We start from the raw sequence: 18,813 nt of genomic DNA, 5'->3' as shown, positions 1-18,813 counted from the left end.
CTGGGTAGTTGTCCATTCGCTGGACGGTTGTCCTACATACTATTTAATATACGTTTCTAAAAAGGAGGATTTTGTCATGAGACATTATAAACCTTGCGGCTGCTATAAGAAATGCACATGCGGCTACCCGCAGGCCAAACCTGCGCAGCAGCTGCCTGCCCAAACAATGCCTGCGCAAATCAGCCCAACAAAACAACTGAATGAATATGTGGGCCAGGATGTCTATATTCCAGTAGTGCATCCTTCCCATACAACGCAAGTAAATCATACAACTTATAAATATATGCATTCCTACCCGCACACAAAATCAGTCGTAAACTCAGTTTCCGAAGAACATTACTGTGTATGCCCGCCTAAACAGCCTTGCGGATGCAAACCGAAACATTACTGGTAATCAAATGCGTAAAAGCAGGACTATCTGCTTTTGCGCTTGTTTATTCTTTTATGGAAAAAACTTCATAAAATGGACCTTAGGACGCATTGTTTAAAACATTTTTTTACACTAAAATGGAAACAAGGTCAGATTTCGACCTGATACCCCCTTTTATAATATTAGAAGAAGGCCTTTCAGACGAAGGGTTTTCTTACTTTTTCATCCCGGGAAATCCCGGGCTTTTTTATTAAGAAAAGTGCAAGCGCCTTGCCCAGTGCAGGCAAACAAGACGATTCACAATATTATCACTAATGATAGCTTTCGGTGCTTTAATTGCCATACTGTCTCAAGACAAAAAGAAATAGACCTCCCTTGAGCCTGGAAAACTTTTAGGGATGGTCTATTCCGAACCATTTGAGCCTGCCGCTCTTAAGAGGGCAAATATTGTACAAGACCGGAAGTGTTAGCAGCACTTGCGGTCTCTTTTTACCTTACGTATTTCTTAAAATGAAGCACCAACAAATGTTGATGCTTCAATGTGTTAGCGCCCTCGACAGGAATCGAACCCATATTTCAAGAACCGGAATCTTGCGTGTTATCCGTTACACTACGAGGGCAATTTTTATCGTACGATATATGATTATAATCGATAAAATTAAAGCTTGCAACCCTTAATTAGTTTAAATTATGTCCAGATGGTTAATATGATTTGTATGATATGCTTCTTTTGCAAGAAAGAATCGAATCGTTTGACCTATATTGACCATTATTGTATGATATCATTACATACAAAGGTTACCACAATGAAAACTGGCTGACTGTTTGGCCACTTTAAAGAGGAGGAGAAAGATGAATTTAATTCCAACAGTTATTGAACAGACAAACCGCGGGGAACGGGCATACGACATTTATTCAAGGTTGCTAAAGGACCGGATCATCATGCTTGGAAGCGCGATAGACGATAACGTAGCGAACTCGATCGTCGCACAGCTTTTATTCCTTGACGCGGAAAACCCGGAAAGGGATATATCCATCTACATTAACAGCCCGGGCGGCAGCATTACAGCCGGAATGGCGATTTACGATACAATGCAATTCGTCAAGCCGGACGTACAGACCATCTGCATCGGCATGGCGGCTTCCATGGGAGCTTTCCTGCTGGCAGCCGGAACGAAAGGCAAACGGTATGCCCTGCCTAACAGTGAAGTGATGATCCACCAGCCGCTTGGCGGTGCCCAAGGGCAGGCGACTGAAATTGAGATTGCTGCAAAACGAATTTTGTTCATGCGCGAAAAACTCAACAAGATTTTGGCTGAACGCACAGGCCAGCCGCTTGAAGTCATTGAGCGCGATACTGACCGCGACAACTTCATGACAGCGGAAAAAGCAAAAGAATACGGAATGATCGACCATATCATCGACCGCAATGAGAGCATCACGAAAAAAGACAAATAAAAATTAACGCGAAAAAAGGCTATCCTGGAAGTCTGTAAAAAGACTTTTTATGAGGATAGCCTTTTTCCTTCATTAGTTGTCATTTTCTACAAATTCCGCAAGCGATTTAATGGCATCTTCTTCGTCCGGACCTTCAGCAATCAGCTTAATGGATGCTCCTGTCCCGGCTGCAAGGCTCATCAATCCCATGATGCTTTTTGCATTAACCTTTTTACCATCTTTTTCAATGAAGACATCTGATGAAAACCGGTTGGCCTCCTGTACGAATTGTGCCGCAGGCCGTGCTTGCAATCCTGATTTCAATCCTACTGTCACTTCTTTTTCTGCCAATTTGCTTCCTCCTTCATTTTTCACAAACTTATTTTTTATTGATCAAAAGAGATGGATCGCCCGAGCGAAGTTTGTCTGCTATTTCATCTATTTTTCGCAGGCGATGATTGATGCCCGATTTGCTGATTTGTCCACTTGACACCATTTCACCCAACTCCTTGAGGGTAACATCTTGATGGGTCATCCTGAGCTCCGCTATTTCACGGAGTCGCTCCGGCAAATATTCCAGACCGACAGTCTCCTGGATGTAACGGATGTTTTCCACCTGTCTGAGGGCTGCGCCGATCGTCTTATTCAGATTGGCTGTTTCACAGTTGACCAGCCTGTTGACCGAATTTCGCATATCCCGGACAATCCGCACATCCTCAAAACGGAGAAGCGCATTATGGGCGCCGATGATATTCAAGAACTCGGTTATCTTTTCAGCCTCTTTCAAATAGGTAATATAACCGTTTTTCCTTTCCAGTGTTTTGCTGTTTAATCCATATTCGTTCATGAGTTCACATAATGAATCGTTGTGCTCTTTGTATAGCGAAGAAATCTCCAGATGATAGGATGACCTCTCAGGATTATTCACCGATCCTCCCGCGAGGAAAGCCCCTCGAATGTAGGATCTTTTGCAGCATTTCTTTTTGATCAGTTCAGAAGAAATTTTACGGATTAACATGAAATTGTCGCCAAGTATCATCAAATCTTTCAGTATGGATTCAGCATTCTCTTTTATACGGACAATATACACATTATTTTTCTTCAGGCGCATTTTCTTCCGTACAAGCAGTTCAACCGCTGCATCATAATTCTTTTTTATCAAAGTATAGATCCTTCTGGCAATTGCCGCGTTTTCAGTTTGAATATTCACGAGCAATTCCCGGTTGGAAAAAGATATGGAACCATTCATCCTGATCAGCGCCGATAGCTCTGCCTTGGAGCAGCAATCCTTTACAGGAAGATTTGTAAGTTCCTTTTTCGTTTCCGAGGCAAAAGACATTGTCGCTTCCTCCTTTACCAACGTCTAAATGCTGGCAACCCGGCTCATATCCCTGCCCAATAATGAGTAAAGTATTTTTGCCACCGCTTCTGTGTCATGGCGGATAAAACCTTTTTCGATGGTGGCGATGTCTCCCTGGACAACCTCCATTCCAAGGGAAACAAGCTGATCGACATCGAAATAGACGGGAATGGCCATTTCTTTCTCATAACGATGCTGCAGATCGGGAGGAATCTCTTTATTATTCACAAGTATTGTATCGATAAACGAGCAATCCATATGCTCATACAGGGCTTTCACATGCCTGCTTGCCGTAAAGCCCGTTGTTTCGCCCGGCTGTGTCATCAGATTGCAAATATATACTTTCCGAGCCTTTGCATTGCACACTTCTTCTCCAAGGCCCGGAACAAGAAGGTTTGGAAGTATGCTCGTATATAAGCTTCCAGGTCCAACGACAATCAAATCCGCCTCATGGATCGACTGAATTGTTTCCGGAAGGGGCTTAATGACTTCTGGCGTCAAAAATACCTTCTTGATTTCTTTGCGGACTGCCGGAATTTTCGATTCTCCCGAAACAATCGTGCCATCCATCATTTCTGCGTGAAGAACAACACTCTGGTTGGCGGCGGGAAGGACCTTTCCGTGTACATTTAACACCCTGCTCATTTCCTTCACCGCCTGGACAAAGTCGCCGGTAACGGATGTCAGGGCAGCAATGATCAAATTCCCCAATGAATGGCCGGAAAGCTCATTTGAAGTATTAAAGCGATGCTGGAACATGTCTATGATGAGCGGCTCAGCATCAGATAATGCAGCAATTACGTTTCGTATATCTCCGGGCGGCGGTATTGCCAGCTCGGTCCTTAATCTTCCGGAACTTCCTCCGTCGTCAGCAACGGTTACAATGGCCGTGATATCGACAGGGTACTTCTTCAGCCCCCTTAATAGGACAGGCAGGCCGGTACCTCCGCCAATGACCACAATTTTCGGTGTGGATTGTGCCGTCATGTGGCTATTTCCTTTCTCTTTTTGATATCACGGTGTGTAACCCGGATATGATAGTCGTTTTCAAAATAATGCCCGATATATTCCGAAAGTGCAACCGAACGATGCTGCCCGCCTGTACACCCGATGGCAATCACCAGCTGGCTTTTTCCTTCCCTTTTGTAATGCGGCAGCATGAAAGCGAGCAAGTCGGTCACTTTGGCAAGGAATTTTTGGGTATCGCTCCACTTGAGGACGTAGCTCGCAACCTCTTCCTCCAGTCCTGTTTTTGGCCTCATATGGTCAATATAGTGGGGATTCGGCAAAAACCTTACATCGAACACAAGATCAGCATCGATGGGAAGGCCGTGCTTAAAGCCGAATGACATGACATTCACCATAAAGGTGGCTTGTTTATTCGCGGAAAACTCTGTCAGGATCTTTTCCCGCAATTCTTTTGGCTTCATCTGGGATGTCTTATAAATATGCTGTGCCCGGCCCTTCAGCTCCTCAAGCAGCTCCCTCTCCTGTCTAATCCCCTCAAGCGGGAGGCCCAGCGGAGCAAGGGGATGGGAACGCCGCGTCTCTTTATATCTCCGGACAAGCACTTCATCATCGGCATCCAGGAACAGAATTTGCGGTGTCACCCAATTGGAATCGGACAAATCATCGATGACCCGAAGCAGCGTATCAAAGAACTCCCTGCCTCTTAAATCCATAACAAGCGCAACCTTGTTCATTTTATTGCCGGATTCCTTCATCAATTCCAGAAATTTGGGCATCAATGCCGGCGGTAAATTGTCCACGCAAAAGAAACCCAGATCCTCAAAGCTGTGGATGGCAACCGTTTTTCCTGCCCCTGACATGCCTGTAATGATAACTAACTGAATATCCTCCATGGATCCGTTATTCATGGAATTCACCCTCTCTAATCTGAAACCAGGGATTTTACATATATATATATGCGACAGCAGCCTGTACGCTCCTCGTTATTATGTAATTATAAAATACACTTGTAGAAAAAAGACGGTGTTCTTCATATTATACTATTTTCCTTCCAAGAAGGACAGCGTGATGAAGAAGTTTCCCCGGCTAAAATAGTACAAAAGCGGAAATCGGATGATTAGGGAGTTCGCAAAAACCATATTCATTAACATCAAAAAAAGCACAGGAATCATCCTGTGCATCAAAAGGGATATTGTATAAAAAGGGGGTCAATATCTCATATATAAATATACACAAATTACATTGCAGCACTGTTACAAACAGATTAAATGGCGATTACTGTTTGGCAAGCTGCCCATCTTTCAAACGTTCAATATAAATTTGAGCACTTTGTGCAGCGATGCTTCCGTCACCTGTGGCCGTTACGATCTGTCTCAATAGTTTGTCACGGACATCCCCCGCAGCAAAAATACCGGGAACACTTGTCGCCATGTTCTCATTTGTTTCAATATAGCCCGCTGCATTTGTGATCCCGAGATTTGCCACGGATTGAGTCAACGGATTCATTCCAACGTAAACGAACATACCGTCCGTCTTAAACTCTCTTTCGGAACCGTCTTTTGTCGAAACGAGAGTGACGGAACCTACTTTTCCATCTTTCTCGTTCACTTGCTTCACAGTATGGCTCCAGATAAAGTCGATCTTATCATTGGCAAACGCACGATCTTGAAGGATTTTTTGGGCCCGCAGCTCATCTCGGCGGTGAATAATGGTCACTTTTGAGGCAAAGCGCGTCAAGTAGGCACCTTCTTCAACGGCAGAATCTCCGCCTCCGATGACGACCAGCTCTTTGTCTTTAAAAAATGCACCATCACACACAGCACAATAGGATACGCCCCGTCCTGTCAATTCGGATTCCCCTGGAACCCCGAGCTTCCGGTACTCGGCACCTGTAGCAACAATAACAGCATACGCCCTGTACTCTTTGCCTCCTGCCTTGACAACCTTATACGGGTCTCCGTCAACTATTTCCTTAATGTCGCCATAGGCATACTCCGCGCCAAATTTTTTCGCATGTTCAAACATTTTTGTGGAAAGGTCCGGCCCCAGGATATGATCAAATCCAGGGTAGTTCTCCACGTCTGCCGTATCGGCCATCTGGCCGCCCGGGACTCCGCGTTCAATCATGAGGGTGGACAGGTTGGCGCGGGATGTATAGACGGCAGCGGTCATTCCGGCGGGCCCTGCTCCCGCAATGATCACATCATAAATTTTGTCTTCTGACATCGCTCATACACTCCTTCGTTGTCCTATCGAAAGAAATTCCGACAAAAGAACAATTTTCACTTTATAATCTTTTTAATTAGTTCCTTATTTGATATCGTATTAAAGTATTTGCTATACGTCCAAACATATGCTCAATTAAAGGTATCGTTCTATTTTTATGATATATTTCCGAAGTGTGGCTGGGGAAATCCCGTATTTTTTTGCGATTTCGCGCTGCGTTTTCGCCTCGTTTTTCTCCATGCTCCAAACATATTCCGCAGCGGCGGCATAAGCTGCAGGATTTGCAAATTTTTCTCCGGTCTCAATGGCCTTTTGAAAAAAATCAAACCAGATTTTGAGCAGATCAAAGACATCAGCCGGGCGGTCTTTGTGCCTTTCATATAATTCGATTGCTGTTTCATGCGCCTTATCAATCCTCATTCCACCACGAAGCTCCTGTCTTTTTTCAACCTGGAGAATCGTTGCCAGATATAGCTTTTCCGGATAGCTGAATTCCTCAATCGATTTAAAGGAAGGGTGAGTCAACAGCGCCGGCTGTCTGTCGGAAATCGAAATAAAGAAAATCGCGCATAGCCGTTCCGCAATTTTTTCGCTTCGCAGCAGCTTCAAAAGGGCTTGGTCCCCTTCGTTTCTTTTATCGGCTTCTTCGATAGATTCGTCCCATGGCGCGTTACCCGACTTTTCAGGTTCCAGTAAAACAAGCCGGTCCCAGGCAGCTTTTGCGGCTTTCTCATTTCCGGTAAAATAAGCTGCTTTGGCTAGCCAATAATAAAATCCTGCATTTCCCGGATAACCTGATTTTTGGAGCTGGCGCAGCCAAAAGTAAGCCAAGTCGTATTGTTTGGCCAGCGCAAATGTCGCTCCCAATTTATAGCGGTGTTCCGGAATAAGCGGTTTGATTTTTTCCAATGCTTCCAACAAGCGATCCAGGTCTTCCGTTTGGTCTTCGTAATAATAAAATACAGCCAAATTGCACAACGCATGCAGGTTGCCCGGATTATGGGCGATCACTTTTTCCGTCATCGAAAAGGCTTTGCTCGTTTCCCCTTCGTAAAAATAAGCCAATGCCAAATTATTATAGGCAGGCCAGAATTCAGGGTAGGCTTTTACCATTTTCTCAAGCATTTGCACGGCTTCTGAATATTTTCCATCTTCCAGCAGGGATTTTGACTCTTCCTGCAATTGAAGAAGCTCCTCCTGCTCTTTCATCAAAGCCATATTATCATCATCGTCGATCCCTATCCACTCGAGCAGCTCCTCCGCTTCGTCCGCAAATTCTCCCACTTCATCTTTTTCCAGATAAAGCCTTGCATATCGGCAGGCCTCCGTAAAAAGCCCCAGATGAGCATAATTATTTGCCAAAAAGTAGTAGCACTCCGTCATCCGTTCATCCAGTTCATTCAATGTCATAAGCAGAAGCTGATTGGACTTTTCATAATCTCCTGTTTCGGTATGGACAAGAGCAAGCTGGCAGGCAATCATCGGTTCCAACGGTTCCAGCTCCAATGCTCTCTGCAAATACTTTTTGGCATTTGTAAAATCAAAGCGATCATATGACTGGAGCCCTTTATGAAAATAGTAATCTCCTGTCGGCAAAAAACTATAGATTTTCGCTTGATTTCTTTTCTTTTTCGAGTATCTGGACATCGTATTTCCTCCGTTGCTATCGTCCTTTGTCGCTTTTTGTAGTATAACATACAAAATTGTCTCTTTAAATCGCCAAAAAAGGAAACTATCAAATTCATACGCCGAACAAGGACCCAATAGAACGATTGTATTTCATTTTAACCTCTAAAACATTTTTCAAACAAAAAATGACCCGTAAAGAAAAGCGAAAGCGCCCGTTTAGCGACGTACAAACTGGAGCACTCCGCAATGAGATAAAGGAAACACGGCGACGAAGGAGCCGATGTTGACTTATCGTAGTGGAGGAGTGCGAAGTTTGCTAGTCGCTGGGCGCTGGAGCTGGACAAAGCACAATAATTTTATACGAATATCTTTGAAAAAATTTTTTCTTTCTTTCCTTTTTAAAAAGGATCATCAGCTCTATTTGAAGTATCCGCCTTCCGGCGTTCATCCATTTCTTCTTTTGTATAAATAATTTTCATCGGATTTCCGCCGGCAAATGCCCCTGCCGGAACATCTTTATGTACCAGGGTGCCCGCCGAAACGACCGCTTCATCCCCAATTTCGACTCCGGGGAGAATGGTCGTATTCGCACCGATCAGAACGTTATCGCCAATAACGACAGGCCCCAGTCTGTATTCCTTAATTAAGTACTCGTGGGCAAGGATCGTCGTATTATAGCCGATGACCGTATTCGTTCCGACAGTGATTTTTTCCGGAAACATAATATCCGGCATGACCATCAGCGCGAAGGATGTCTTTTCCCCGACCGACATGTTCAGGAATACACGGTACATCCAATTTTTCAAGGCTAAAAAAGGAGTGTACCTCGCAGCCTGGATGACGATGAAATTCCGCATCACCTTCCAGAACGGGACGGTTTTGTATATATGCCATAAAGAATTGGCACCCTCTACAGGGAACCGCTCCGTTCTTCTCATCTGACGCCCACTCCGACAATACCGAGAAGATCGGACATCCTATCAAGCATAAAATCCGGCTCGTACTGTTTTAGATAGTCCGCTCCTTTCACGGACCAGGCTACTCCGCATGTGTAGGTGCCGGCATTTTTTCCGCCTAAAATATCATGATAGTTGTCGCCGATCATCATCGCTTCGCCGGGCTTGGATTCAAGTGCGGCCAGCGCCTTTTCAAGCGGCTCGGGATCAGGTTTCGCTTTCTCCACCTCATCCAGCGTTACGACGACATCAAAAAACTTGTCCAAATTCGCAAGGGCCAGCCCTTTTAAAACAGTCTTCCTGATTTTCGTCGATACGATCGCCATTTTAAAGTTATTTTCATGCAGTGACCGGATCGTCTCATAGACTCCTTCAAATTCGTGTACAAGCAAATCATGCTTCTCCGCGTTGAACTTGCGATAGACATCAACCATTTCCTCCGCTTTTTCCGGATCCACACTTACAAATGCATCGATCAGCGGCGGTCCAAGAAACGGCAGAACATCCTTGCGAGTGAAGCGCCCCGGATAAAACTTTTCAAAGACGTGCAAGTAGGAAGTGATAATCAATTCATTCGTATCAAGAAGCGTTCCGTCCAAATCAAATAACAATGTGTTAATTTTATCAGTCACTATACAACTTTCCCTTTCGATGTGTTTTCCTTCATTCCGAGCATCCTGATGAATGCCCAGGCCGTTTTGGCAACACTGACGTTTTATACATTCATCATTCTCTCCCATTTAACAAGATCTTCATTCATAATAGCGGGCTTTTGCCAGGCCTGCTTTTCTCCGATACACCCAAAAGATAACAGCCCCGGCAATCAAAACAAGGGAAATGACCTGCGCCATCCTTAAGCTGCTCGTCAGCATCAGGCTGTCCGTCCTCATTCCTTCCACAAAGAAGCGGCCGATCGAATAGTAAATCACGTAGGAGAGAAAAAGCTCGCCGCGGTGCAAGTTCACTTTTCTCAATAAAATGAGCAGGACAAATCCGATGATATTCCAAATGGATTCATAGAGAAACGTAGGATGGTGGTAGGCGCCTTCTATGTACATCTGGTTGATGATAAAATCGGGAAGGTGCATGTTTTCAAGGAAAGCGCGGCTTACCTCTCGTCCATACGCTTCCTGGTTCATAAAATTTCCCCAGCGGCCGATCGCCTGTCCAAGAATGAGGCTCGGCGCAGCAATGTCCGCAATCTTCCAAAATGAAATTCCTTTGAATTTGGAAAAGACGACAGCCGTGGCAACCGCTCCGATGAGCGCACCGTGAATTGCAATGCCGCCTTCCCAAACTTTTACAATATCGGCGGGATTCTGAGAATAATAATCCCACTGGAATATGACGTAATATATGCGGGCGCAAATGATAGAAATGGGGATCGCCCATATGAGCAGATCAGGAAAAGTTTCTTTATCGAGATGATGTTTGGTCCCTTCCCGCATCGCAAAATATAATGCCAGTGCAATTCCCAGGCCGATGATGATACCGTACCAATGAACGGCAAACGGGCCAATTTGTATGGCAATCGGGTTCAGTGGTTGAAAATCCGGGTCCATAATTTCAACTCCATGAAAAGTAGTTTTTTAGTCGAATTGGCTTTCTTCCTCTGTCATCACGTCGGACAGCCTGTCGGCAAACTGCTCGGCCGCATTCATTCCCATTCTTTTCAAACGGAAATTCATCGCTGCCACTTCGATAATGACGGCCAGGTTCCGGCCGGGGCGTACCGGAATTGTCAGCTTTGTAATTTCTGTATCAAAAATTTTAACGGTCTCTTCGTCGAGTCCAAGCCTGTCGTATTGCTTATCCCCGTCCCAGAATTCAAGATGGATCGTCAGGGTAATTCTTTTATACGGGCGGACAGCTCCCGCTCCAAACAACGTCATCACATTGATGATGCCCAACCCGCGAATTTCCAGCAGATGTTCGAGCAATTCCGGGGCAGTTCCCACAAGCCTGTCCATATCGACTTGGCGGATTTCAACGCAGTCATCCGCAACAAGCCTGTGGCCTCTTTCGATAAGGGCTAGCGCCGTTTCGCTTTTCCCAACGCCGCTTTGGCCGGTGATGAGGACGCCAACTCCAAATATCTCTACAAGCACTCCGTGAACAGCAGTTGTGGGTGCCAGCTTATTTTCCAAATAATAGGTGAGACGGCTTGAAAAACCGGTCGTCTTCATCGGTGTCCGCAAAACAGGAACCGAATGTATTTCAGATACTTCAATCAATTCTTCAGGCACATCCATGCCGCCCGTGATAATGATGCACGGGGTCGCATCGGTGCAAAGCTGCTCCATTCGGTATTTTCTTTCGCCTCTCATGAGCATTTCTGTGAATTTTACTTCTGTCCGTCCCAAAAGCTGGACACGCTCGGCCGGATAGTAATGAAAAAAGCCGGCAATCTCCAATCCGGGCCGGGAAATATCACTAGTCGTAATCGGTCTGTGAATCCCTTCCTCGCCGCTGACCAGTTCCAGATCGAATTCCTTGATGATATCTTCCGTACGAACTTTCGCCATCGGAATCCCTCCCTTATCGAAACCTCTTGCTGTAAACTTCGGTTTCTGCACAAAAAAAACTTCACCCTGTCTATTTTAGCACTTTCTGCTTAATAAACTCCACCATTCAAGAAATTTTGTGCTTGGAGATGACCCCGAGGCGGGAAGGTTAGACGCGGATTTTCCTCTATCCGCGGGTATATGCCAAATAACCCGGTCCAGCCAAGGCTGTCCGGGTTATTTGTTCCGATCAGGATTCAAAATTGTTTTTTGAATGATTATATTGACCAGTACCATGATCACTGCAATCAGGAAGGTCAGCCCGAATCCATCGATTTCGAATTTGGTGCCCATGAGGGCGTCAGTCATCGATAATGTGATGGCGTTGATTACCAGCAAAAAGAATCCAAGCGTCAGCAAGGTGATAGGCAATGTCAAAAGGATGAGAAGCGGCCTCACCAAAACGTTCAATATTGACAGTACAATACTTGCTGCAACGGCCGCTCCAAAGCTTGAGACATGGACTCCTTCAAAGTAACCGGCAAACGCGATGAAAAGAACTGCGTTGATTAGAATTCCAATCAACCATCTCATGCTTTATTCTCCTTTTTGGTTTGCTTTTCTAATGAACACGGATCCGGTTTTTGTGTCCGCTTCAAGATACAGGGTCTGATCATCCGTTCCGCTGCGCTTGAACTTCATTTGCTTTTGGATGACTTCCTTCTTTTCATGGAGAACATTGATGCCTTCCAAATCCAGCTTATAGCTTCCAAGATTGGATCGGATTTCCCCGTCGATTGTCGCAGTATCCGGAACATTTACATAAATATTTCCTGTTACAGCTTTGGCTTCGAACATTTCTGTACCGGAATGTTCCAGCGTGCAATGGATATTCCCGTTGAAGGACTTCAACTCAGCCTTTCTGGAGAACCCTGACACGTCAATCGCTCCGTTGACCGTTTCAGCCTCAATGCTGTCGGTATTCAAATCGATCACTTTTATTTGGCCGTTCACCGTATCGATATCAAGCTTCTTGCCGGAAATGCCGGTCAAGTCGACTTTTCCGTTCGTTGTTTTCACGATCAGATGCTCGGTTTCAAGCAGTTCCCCTGTCATTTCTCCGTTAAAAACACGAACCGCCATCTTTTTATAAATTTTTCTTGGAATATAAGCCGTTGTCTCCACACGCATCCATTTGGATTTCGTCGCGAAACAAAGGAGCCCGTTTTCCTGGGAAAAAACCGTATTATCAAGGAAATAGCTGCGGCCTTCATCGCGGTCTTCCACCCGGTAAACTTTCGCCTGGCATTCTACGCGGACTTCCTGCTGGTCCCAAGCAATGAGGCGGACAGGCCCATTGGCGATATCAATGTCGATCCGCTCAATTTGTTCATCCGCCTGCTGGAACACATGCGGGACTTCGACTGACTGGGTAATCTGCCAATCGATATCCTTGATTTTCCGAAGCGCCGTGTTGACGAAATCGAAAATCCGCTCGCCGGCCTGCTCAATCTGCGAATAGAAAGTATCATCGCCTGAACCCGATTCCTTCGATTGGCTCTGCTTGTTCCATGTTGAATCACCGCTTGATCCCGCAGTGGACTCCGCTTTTGACCCGGCCTTTGAAGAAGTTTCCGGGCTGGAAGGCTCTGCTGCTGTACCTTCGGCATCCCCGCCTTCCAATGCATCAAGCAAAATGATTGCTTCCTGAGCCGACAGCTTTCCTTCTTGCACCATTTCAAGTATTCGTTTTCGATCCTGGTTCATGGTCAATCCTCCTATTTTTCATCTGTCATGTAATACGAGATGAACGGGAAAAATGTTTCACTCTCGGAAAAAATTACTTGGCAATGGCTTCTTCTTTCGTTTCCTTCAGGGTGATCAACCGTTTCATGCGGGCTTTATCCCGCTCTAAAATCGGCTTCAAATATCGGCCCGTATGGGATTCGGGGGAATCCGCGATTTTTTCGGGCGTGCCCGTTGCAACAATCGTTCCTCCCTTATTACCGCCTTCAGGTCCAAGATCGATGATATAATCGGTTGTCTTGATCACATCCAGATTATGTTCAATGACGAGAACTGTGTTTCCATTATCGACTAACCGCTGCAAAACGTTTAACAGGCGTGCAATATCATCAGCATGCAGTCCTGTTGTCGGTTCATCCAGAATATAGATCGAGCGGCCGTTTGAACGCCTGTGAAGCTCGGATGCGAGCTTCACCCTTTGTGCTTCTCCTCCGGAAAGTGTTGTTGCCGGCTGTCCCAGCTTCATATAGCCAAGCCCCACATCGGCAATCGTCTGCAGCTTTCGTTTGATTTTCGGGATGTTTTCGAAAAACTCCAATCCATCCTCAATGGTCATATCCAGAACATCTGCAATATTTTTCCCTTTATATTTTACTTCCAGCGTTTCCCGATTATACCTTTTGCCGTGGCACACTTCACAGGGTACATACACATCGGGTAAAAAGTGCATCTCAATCTTGATGATCCCGTCACCTCGGCATGCTTCGCATCTTCCGCCTTTGACGTTGAAGCTGAAGCGGCCTTTTTTATAACCGCGGACCTTTGCCTCGTTGGTGGAAGCAAACACGTCACGGATATCATCAAACACGCCGGTATACGTGGCCGGGTTGGAACGCGGCGTCCGGCCGATCGGTGACTGGTCGATATCAATCACTTTTTCCAGGTGATCCAAGCCCTTAATTTCCTTATGGGCGCCGGGTTTTGCTTTGGCCCTGTGAAGTTTCATCGCAAGGGATTTGTGTAAAATTTCATTGATCAATGTACTTTTTCCCGAACCCGAAACACCTGTTACAGCAATAAATACACCGAGCGGAATTTTGACATTCACATTTTTAAGATTGTTTTCCTTCGCACCTTTTATTTCGATGAACCTTCCGTCAGAAATACGGCGCTCCGGCGGAAGCGGAATGAATTTTTTCCCTGACAAATATTGCCCTGTCAATGAATCATGCTGCTTCATCACTTCTTTCGGCGTACCGCAGGCGACAACTTCCCCGCCGTGCACGCCTGCCCCGGGACCGATATCAATCAAATAATCCGCTGCCAGGATCGTATCTTCGTCATGCTCCACAACAATGAGCGTATTGCCGATGTCACGCATATTTTTCAGCGTCCCAATCAGGCGGTCGTTATCCCGCTGATGAAGCCCGATGGAAGGTTCATCGAGTACATACAATACCCCTGTCAGGCGAGAGCCGATTTGCGTGGCGAGCCTGATCCGCTGGGCTTCCCCTCCGGAAAGCGTCCCCGCCGCGCGGCTCAATGTCAAATAATCCAGGCCGACATTAACAAGGAAACTCAGCCTCTCATCAATCTCTTTTAAAATCATGTGCGCGATCTGCATCTCTTTTTCTGTTAAGTGAATGGTTTTGAAAAACTGTGCAGCATCCTGGATAGACAGCTCTGTCACCTGGCCGATATGCTTGTTTTCGATTTTGACGGCCAAGCTTTCTTCTTTCAGCCTGTACCCGCTGCAGCGCGGGCACGGCTGTTCCGCCATGTATTTTTCCATTTGCTCCCTTATATAATCGGAGCTTGTTTCATGATAGCGGCGCTCCACATTCCGGAGAACACCCTCAAATCTGATGCTGCTTTCCCTCACCTGGCCAAAATCATTTTGATAGCGGAAGCGGATCAGATCCGCCCCCGAGCCGTATAAAATTTTATCCAAATGCTCCTTCGGCAAATCCTTCACCGGAACATCCATGCTGATGGCATAATGTTTGCACACGGTTTTTAAAAGCTGCGGGTAATATTGCGAACTGACAGGAATCCAAGGAACAATCGCCCCTTCACTCAATGCCAGGGAATCATCAGGAATGACTAGATCCTTATCCACTTCCAGCTTCGAACCGAGGCCGTCACACTCCTGGCAGGCACCAAACGGGCTGTTGAACGAGAACATCCGCGGTTCCAATTTATCGATGGAAAAACCGCATTCCGGACACGCATGATGTTCGCTGAACAGCAGCTCCTCTTCGCCGATTACATCGATCATGACTTTTCCTTCACCGAGGCCAAGCGCTGTTTCGAGCGAATCCGCCAATCGTGTTTCTATATCCTCTTTGATCACAATCCGGTCAACGACAACCTCGATGGAATGCTTTTTATTTTTTTCAAGCTGGATGTCTTCGCCGAGATCAAGGATCTCACCATCCACCCGAACGCGGACGAAGCCTTGCTTCTTAATGTCCTCAAGCACCTTGACATGGGCGCCCTTCCTTCCGGAAATGACAGGTGCAAGAACCTGGATCCTCGTTCTTTCCGGGTAATCCATGATCCGATCGACCATTTGCTCGATCGTCTGGGACGTGATTTCAATCCCGTGGACAGGACAAATCGGCCGGCCCACCCTGGCAAACAGCAAGCGCAGATAGTCATAGATTTCCGTCACCGTTCCGACAGTCGAACGGGGATTTCTGCTTGTCGTTTTCTGATCGATTGATATCGCCGGAGACAGCCCTTCAATTGCATCAACGTCCGGTTTATCCATCTGCCCTAAAAATTGTCTGGCATATGCTGACAGCGACTCAACGTAGCGCCGCTGGCCTTCCGCATAAATGGTGTCGAACGCCAACGAAGACTTTCCGGAACCGGAAAGCCCCGTGACCACAACGAGCTGGTCCCTTGGAATCGTGACATCGATATCTTTTAGGTTATGGGCACGTGCGCCTTTAACAATGATTTTTTCTAGTGCCATCGCTGTTTCATCCTTCCGCTTTCAACTCCAAAATGGCATCGCGAAGCTGCGCCGCCCGTTCAAAATCAAGCGCTTTTGCCGCTTCTTTCATTTCCTTCTCCATTGAAGTGATCAGCTTGTCTTTTTCCTTTTTCGTTAATTTTTTCGTATTTTCATAAGTGTATTCTTCTGTTTCCTCCGCTGCAACCGTCGCACGGATGACGTCGCGGACATCCTTTTGGATTGTTGTCGGCGTAATGCCATGCTTTTTGTTATATTCTTCCTGGATCGAGCGTCTCCGCTTCGTTTCTTTGATGGCCATATCCATGGAATCGGTGATTTTATCGGCATACATGATGACATGCCCGTTTGCGTTTCGCGCTGCCCGGCCAATTGTCTGGATGAGCGACCGTTCGGAACGCAAGAAACCTTCTTTATCCGCATCGAGAATGGCCACCAGGGACACTTCCGGTATGTCCAGCCCTTCCCGGAGAAGGTTGATTCCTACAAGGACATCATACTTTCCGAGCCTTAAATCGCGGATGATTTCAATCCTTTCCAAGGTTTTGATTTCAGAGTGCAGATACTGAACCTTTACCCCGACATCTTTTAAATAGTCCGTTAGATCTTCCGACATTTTTTTCGTGAGTGTCGTCACAAGGACACGCTCGTTTCTTTCAATCCGATCATTGATTTCACCAAGCAGGTCATCAATTTGCCCTTCAATGGGCCGGACATCGATCGTTGGATCAAGCAATCCTGTCGGACGGATGATCTGCTCGACCATTTCCGGTGTTTTTTCCAGTTCGTACGGTCCGGGAGTCGCAGATACAAACACAATCTGTTTAATATGTTTCTCAAATTCTTCGAACATGAGCGGCCGGTTATCAAGTGCTGACGGCAGGCGGAAACCGTGATCGACCAGCACCTGCTTCCTCGCCTGGTCACCATTGTACATTCCGCGGATTTGCGGAAGTGTGACGTGCGACTCATCGACGACGATTTGGAAGTCATCGGGAAAATAATCCAGCAGCGTAAAAGGAGTGGCGCCCGGCGGCCTTAAGGTCAAATGGCGGGAGTAGTTCTCAATCCCTGCACAGAAGCCCATTTCCCTCATCATTTCCAGGTCATATCTCGTTCGTTGTTCGAGCCGCTGGGCTTCAAGCAGTTTTTCCTCCGCCCGCAATTCGGCCAGCCGTTCTTCCAATTCAAGCTCAATATTTTGAATAGCGATCCTCAGCTTCTCCTCACCCGTCACATAGTGGGAAGCAGGGAAGATGGCCGCATGCTCGCGGTCACCGACAATCTCCCCGGTTAAAGCGTCTACTACCCGGATGCGGTCGATTTCATCGCCGAAAAATTCCACCCGGATGCATTGCTCTTCACGGGCTACAGGGAAAATCTCCACGACATCCCCGCGAACGCGGAACGTTCCACTCGTAAATTCGATGTCATTGCGTGCATATTGAAGATCGACAAGCCTGCGTAAAAGCTGATTCCTTTCTATTTCCATCCCTGTGCGGAGTGACAGAACGTGGTCCCGGTATTCTTCCGGGGAACCAAGGCCGTAAATGCAGGAGACACTGGCAATGATGATAACATCATTCCGCTCAAACAAAGCGGAAGTCGCCGAGTGCCTGAGCCGGTTGATTTCGTCATTTACGCTTGAATCTTTCTCTATGAACGTATCTGTCTGCGGTACATACGCCTCCGGCTGGTAATAATCATAGAAGCTGACAAAATATTCGACGGCATTGTTCGGAAAAAACTCTTTGAATTCACTGTACAACTGTCCTGCAAGCGTCTTGTTATGGGCAATGACAAGCGTCGGCTTGTTCACTTCCTTGATCATGTTTGAAACAGTGAACGTCTTACCGGTACCTGTTGCTCCCAATAGCGTCTGATACTTCTTTCCTGATTGGAAACCTTTAACAAGACGCTCGATCGCCTTTGGCTGGTCGCCAGCAGGCTTATATTTCGAAACTACTTCAAACTGGTTTTTCACACCGGCATCCTCCCGTTTTTCTTGAAAGATAAGAAAGCATAAAATTTTACCGAATTTTCTCTTCAAACAAGATTAACGTAATGTCCAGCTTCAGGCGCCATCGGCTCGAGGCCATAAGCCAATCGCTGATGAAGGCAAACTACGCCTTCTTCAGCGCTCGTCTAGCTTTGCGCCGATAGACGGGCGCCTTGCGCTTTTCTTACTATATCTATGTTTTTCCATCATTTTATTAAAATAGCCATACAGTCATTTTACCACAAACGGCCCTTTCATAACCAGAAATATGCGAACGTATTTTCGACACTGCGCAAAATTCATGAAACAATTTAGAGGCGCTTATTCGTAAAAAAGCCATGAAGTTGATCAAATGGAGTTTTCATCAAGAAAAGATCTATGGATGGGTATGATTATTTGGGGTTGTATCGGTGCCTTCGTTTGGCTATTCTATCAATCACTTTTCGTCAAATTTGATATTTTAGGGCTGGTGATTGCAGCAAGTATGATTTATTTTTTAGGGTGGATATGGTTTAATACCAAATACAAAATTGAAGGGGACATGCTCAATATACATTTTGGCCCTATAAAAAAACTTACACGGAATAAGTAACACCAACAAAAATAATAGGTTATAATAGACTTATAATTTATTTAA

The 18,813-nt window shown here is 46.0% G+C and carries 17 protein-coding genes and 1 tRNA gene; 3 read left to right on the top strand and 15 right to left on the bottom strand.

Going from position 1 to position 18,813, the window contains the following annotated elements; all coding sequences use genetic code 11:
• Window positions 1-76: 76 nt before the first annotated feature.
• Window positions 77-394 (top strand): CotD family spore coat protein, encoded by a 318-nt coding sequence (locus FS666_RS07890; RefSeq protein WP_120071084.1) that lies wholly within the window; start codon window positions 77-79, stop codon window positions 392-394.
• Window positions 395-918: 524 nt separating this feature from the next.
• Here FS666_RS07890 and FS666_RS07885 read toward each other — a convergent pair.
• A tRNA-Arg gene (locus tag FS666_RS07885) sits at window positions 919-990 on the bottom strand.
• Window positions 991-1,222: 232 nt separating this feature from the next.
• Here FS666_RS07885 and clpP point away from each other — a divergent pair.
• The gene (clpP, locus tag FS666_RS07880) at window positions 1,223-1,828 is read left to right on the top strand and encodes an ATP-dependent Clp endopeptidase proteolytic subunit ClpP (RefSeq protein WP_120071086.1); all 606 of its coding nucleotides are present in this window, start codon (window positions 1,223-1,225) and stop codon (window positions 1,826-1,828) included.
• 72 nt (window positions 1,829-1,900) lie between these two features.
• Here the strand turns inward: clpP and FS666_RS07875 are convergent, their stop codons facing one another.
• The 14 genes from FS666_RS07875 to uvrB form a co-directional block, all read right to left on the bottom strand.
• The gene (locus FS666_RS07875; RefSeq protein WP_120071089.1) at window positions 1,901-2,158 is read right to left on the bottom strand and encodes an HPr family phosphocarrier protein; all 258 of its coding nucleotides are present in this window, start codon (window positions 2,156-2,158) and stop codon (window positions 1,901-1,903) included.
• Between the two features lie 28 nt (window positions 2,159-2,186).
• A complete protein-coding gene (whiA, locus tag FS666_RS07870; protein ID WP_144461285.1) occupies window positions 2,187-3,146 on the bottom strand; it encodes a DNA-binding protein WhiA in 960 nt (319 codons plus the stop codon).
• A gap of 24 nt (window positions 3,147-3,170) precedes the next feature.
• A complete protein-coding gene (locus tag FS666_RS07865; RefSeq protein ID WP_144461284.1) occupies window positions 3,171-4,154 on the bottom strand; it encodes a gluconeogenesis morphogenetic factor MgfK in 984 nt (327 codons plus the stop codon).
• A complete protein-coding gene (gene rapZ, locus FS666_RS07860; protein WP_120071098.1) occupies window positions 4,151-5,044 on the bottom strand; it encodes an RNase adapter RapZ in 894 nt (297 codons plus the stop codon). Before rapZ ends, FS666_RS07865 begins: the two co-directional genes overlap by 4 nt.
• 367 nt (window positions 5,045-5,411) lie before the next feature.
• Window positions 5,412-6,362 (bottom strand): thioredoxin-disulfide reductase, encoded by a 951-nt coding sequence (trxB, locus tag FS666_RS07855; RefSeq protein ID WP_120071100.1) that lies wholly within the window; start codon window positions 6,360-6,362, stop codon window positions 5,412-5,414.
• Between the two features lie 135 nt (window positions 6,363-6,497).
• Window positions 6,498-8,009 (bottom strand): tetratricopeptide repeat protein, encoded by a 1,512-nt coding sequence (locus FS666_RS07850; protein WP_120071103.1) that lies wholly within the window; start codon window positions 8,007-8,009, stop codon window positions 6,498-6,500.
• 380 nt (window positions 8,010-8,389) lie between these two features.
• Window positions 8,390-8,929, bottom strand: a complete 540-nt coding sequence (locus FS666_RS07845) for an acyltransferase (protein WP_120071106.1) — start codon at window positions 8,927-8,929, stop codon at window positions 8,390-8,392.
• Window positions 8,926-9,582 carry a pyrophosphatase PpaX gene (ppaX, locus tag FS666_RS07840; protein ID WP_390615143.1) on the bottom strand — a complete coding sequence of 219 codons (657 nt, stop codon included), beginning with the start codon at window positions 9,580-9,582 and terminating at the stop codon, window positions 8,926-8,928. The genes FS666_RS07845 and ppaX overlap by 4 nt, the downstream gene beginning before the upstream one ends.
• A 117-nt stretch (window positions 9,583-9,699) precedes the next feature.
• The gene (lgt, locus tag FS666_RS07835) at window positions 9,700-10,509 is read right to left on the bottom strand and encodes a prolipoprotein diacylglyceryl transferase (protein ID WP_120071112.1); all 810 of its coding nucleotides are present in this window, start codon (window positions 10,507-10,509) and stop codon (window positions 9,700-9,702) included.
• 27 nt (window positions 10,510-10,536) lie between these two features.
• A complete protein-coding gene (gene hprK, locus FS666_RS07830) occupies window positions 10,537-11,472 on the bottom strand; it encodes an HPr(Ser) kinase/phosphatase (RefSeq protein ID WP_120071128.1) in 936 nt (311 codons plus the stop codon).
• Window positions 11,473-11,688: 216 nt separating this feature from the next.
• Window positions 11,689-12,045 carry a phage holin family protein gene (locus FS666_RS07825; RefSeq protein ID WP_120071130.1) on the bottom strand — a complete coding sequence of 119 codons (357 nt, stop codon included), beginning with the start codon at window positions 12,043-12,045 and terminating at the stop codon, window positions 11,689-11,691.
• A gap of 3 nt (window positions 12,046-12,048) precedes the next feature.
• Window positions 12,049-13,218 (bottom strand): DUF4097 family beta strand repeat-containing protein, encoded by a 1,170-nt coding sequence (locus tag FS666_RS07820; RefSeq protein ID WP_120071134.1) that lies wholly within the window; start codon window positions 13,216-13,218, stop codon window positions 12,049-12,051.
• A 73-nt stretch (window positions 13,219-13,291) separates the two neighbouring features.
• A complete protein-coding gene (uvrA, locus tag FS666_RS07815) occupies window positions 13,292-16,177 on the bottom strand; it encodes an excinuclease ABC subunit UvrA (protein WP_144461283.1) in 2,886 nt (961 codons plus the stop codon).
• A gap of 7 nt (window positions 16,178-16,184) precedes the next feature.
• Complete coding sequence (gene uvrB, locus FS666_RS07810) at window positions 16,185-18,161, bottom strand: excinuclease ABC subunit UvrB (RefSeq protein WP_144461282.1); 1,977 nt, start codon at window positions 18,159-18,161, stop codon at window positions 16,185-16,187.
• 367 nt (window positions 18,162-18,528) lie between these two features.
• On the opposite strand from uvrB, the gene FS666_RS19770 reads away from it, so the two are divergent.
• Window positions 18,529-18,768: a hypothetical protein gene (locus tag FS666_RS19770; protein WP_144461281.1), complete on the top strand. Its 240-nt coding sequence runs from the start codon at window positions 18,529-18,531 to the stop codon at window positions 18,766-18,768.
• The last annotated feature ends 45 nt before the right edge of the window (window positions 18,769-18,813 follow it).

Source organism: Siminovitchia fortis, assembly GCF_007681465.1.
Taxonomy (GTDB): Bacteria; Bacillota; Bacilli; order Bacillales; family Bacillaceae_C; genus Siminovitchia; species Siminovitchia fortis.
This window is presented reverse-complemented; position numbering and strand designations above follow the sequence as displayed.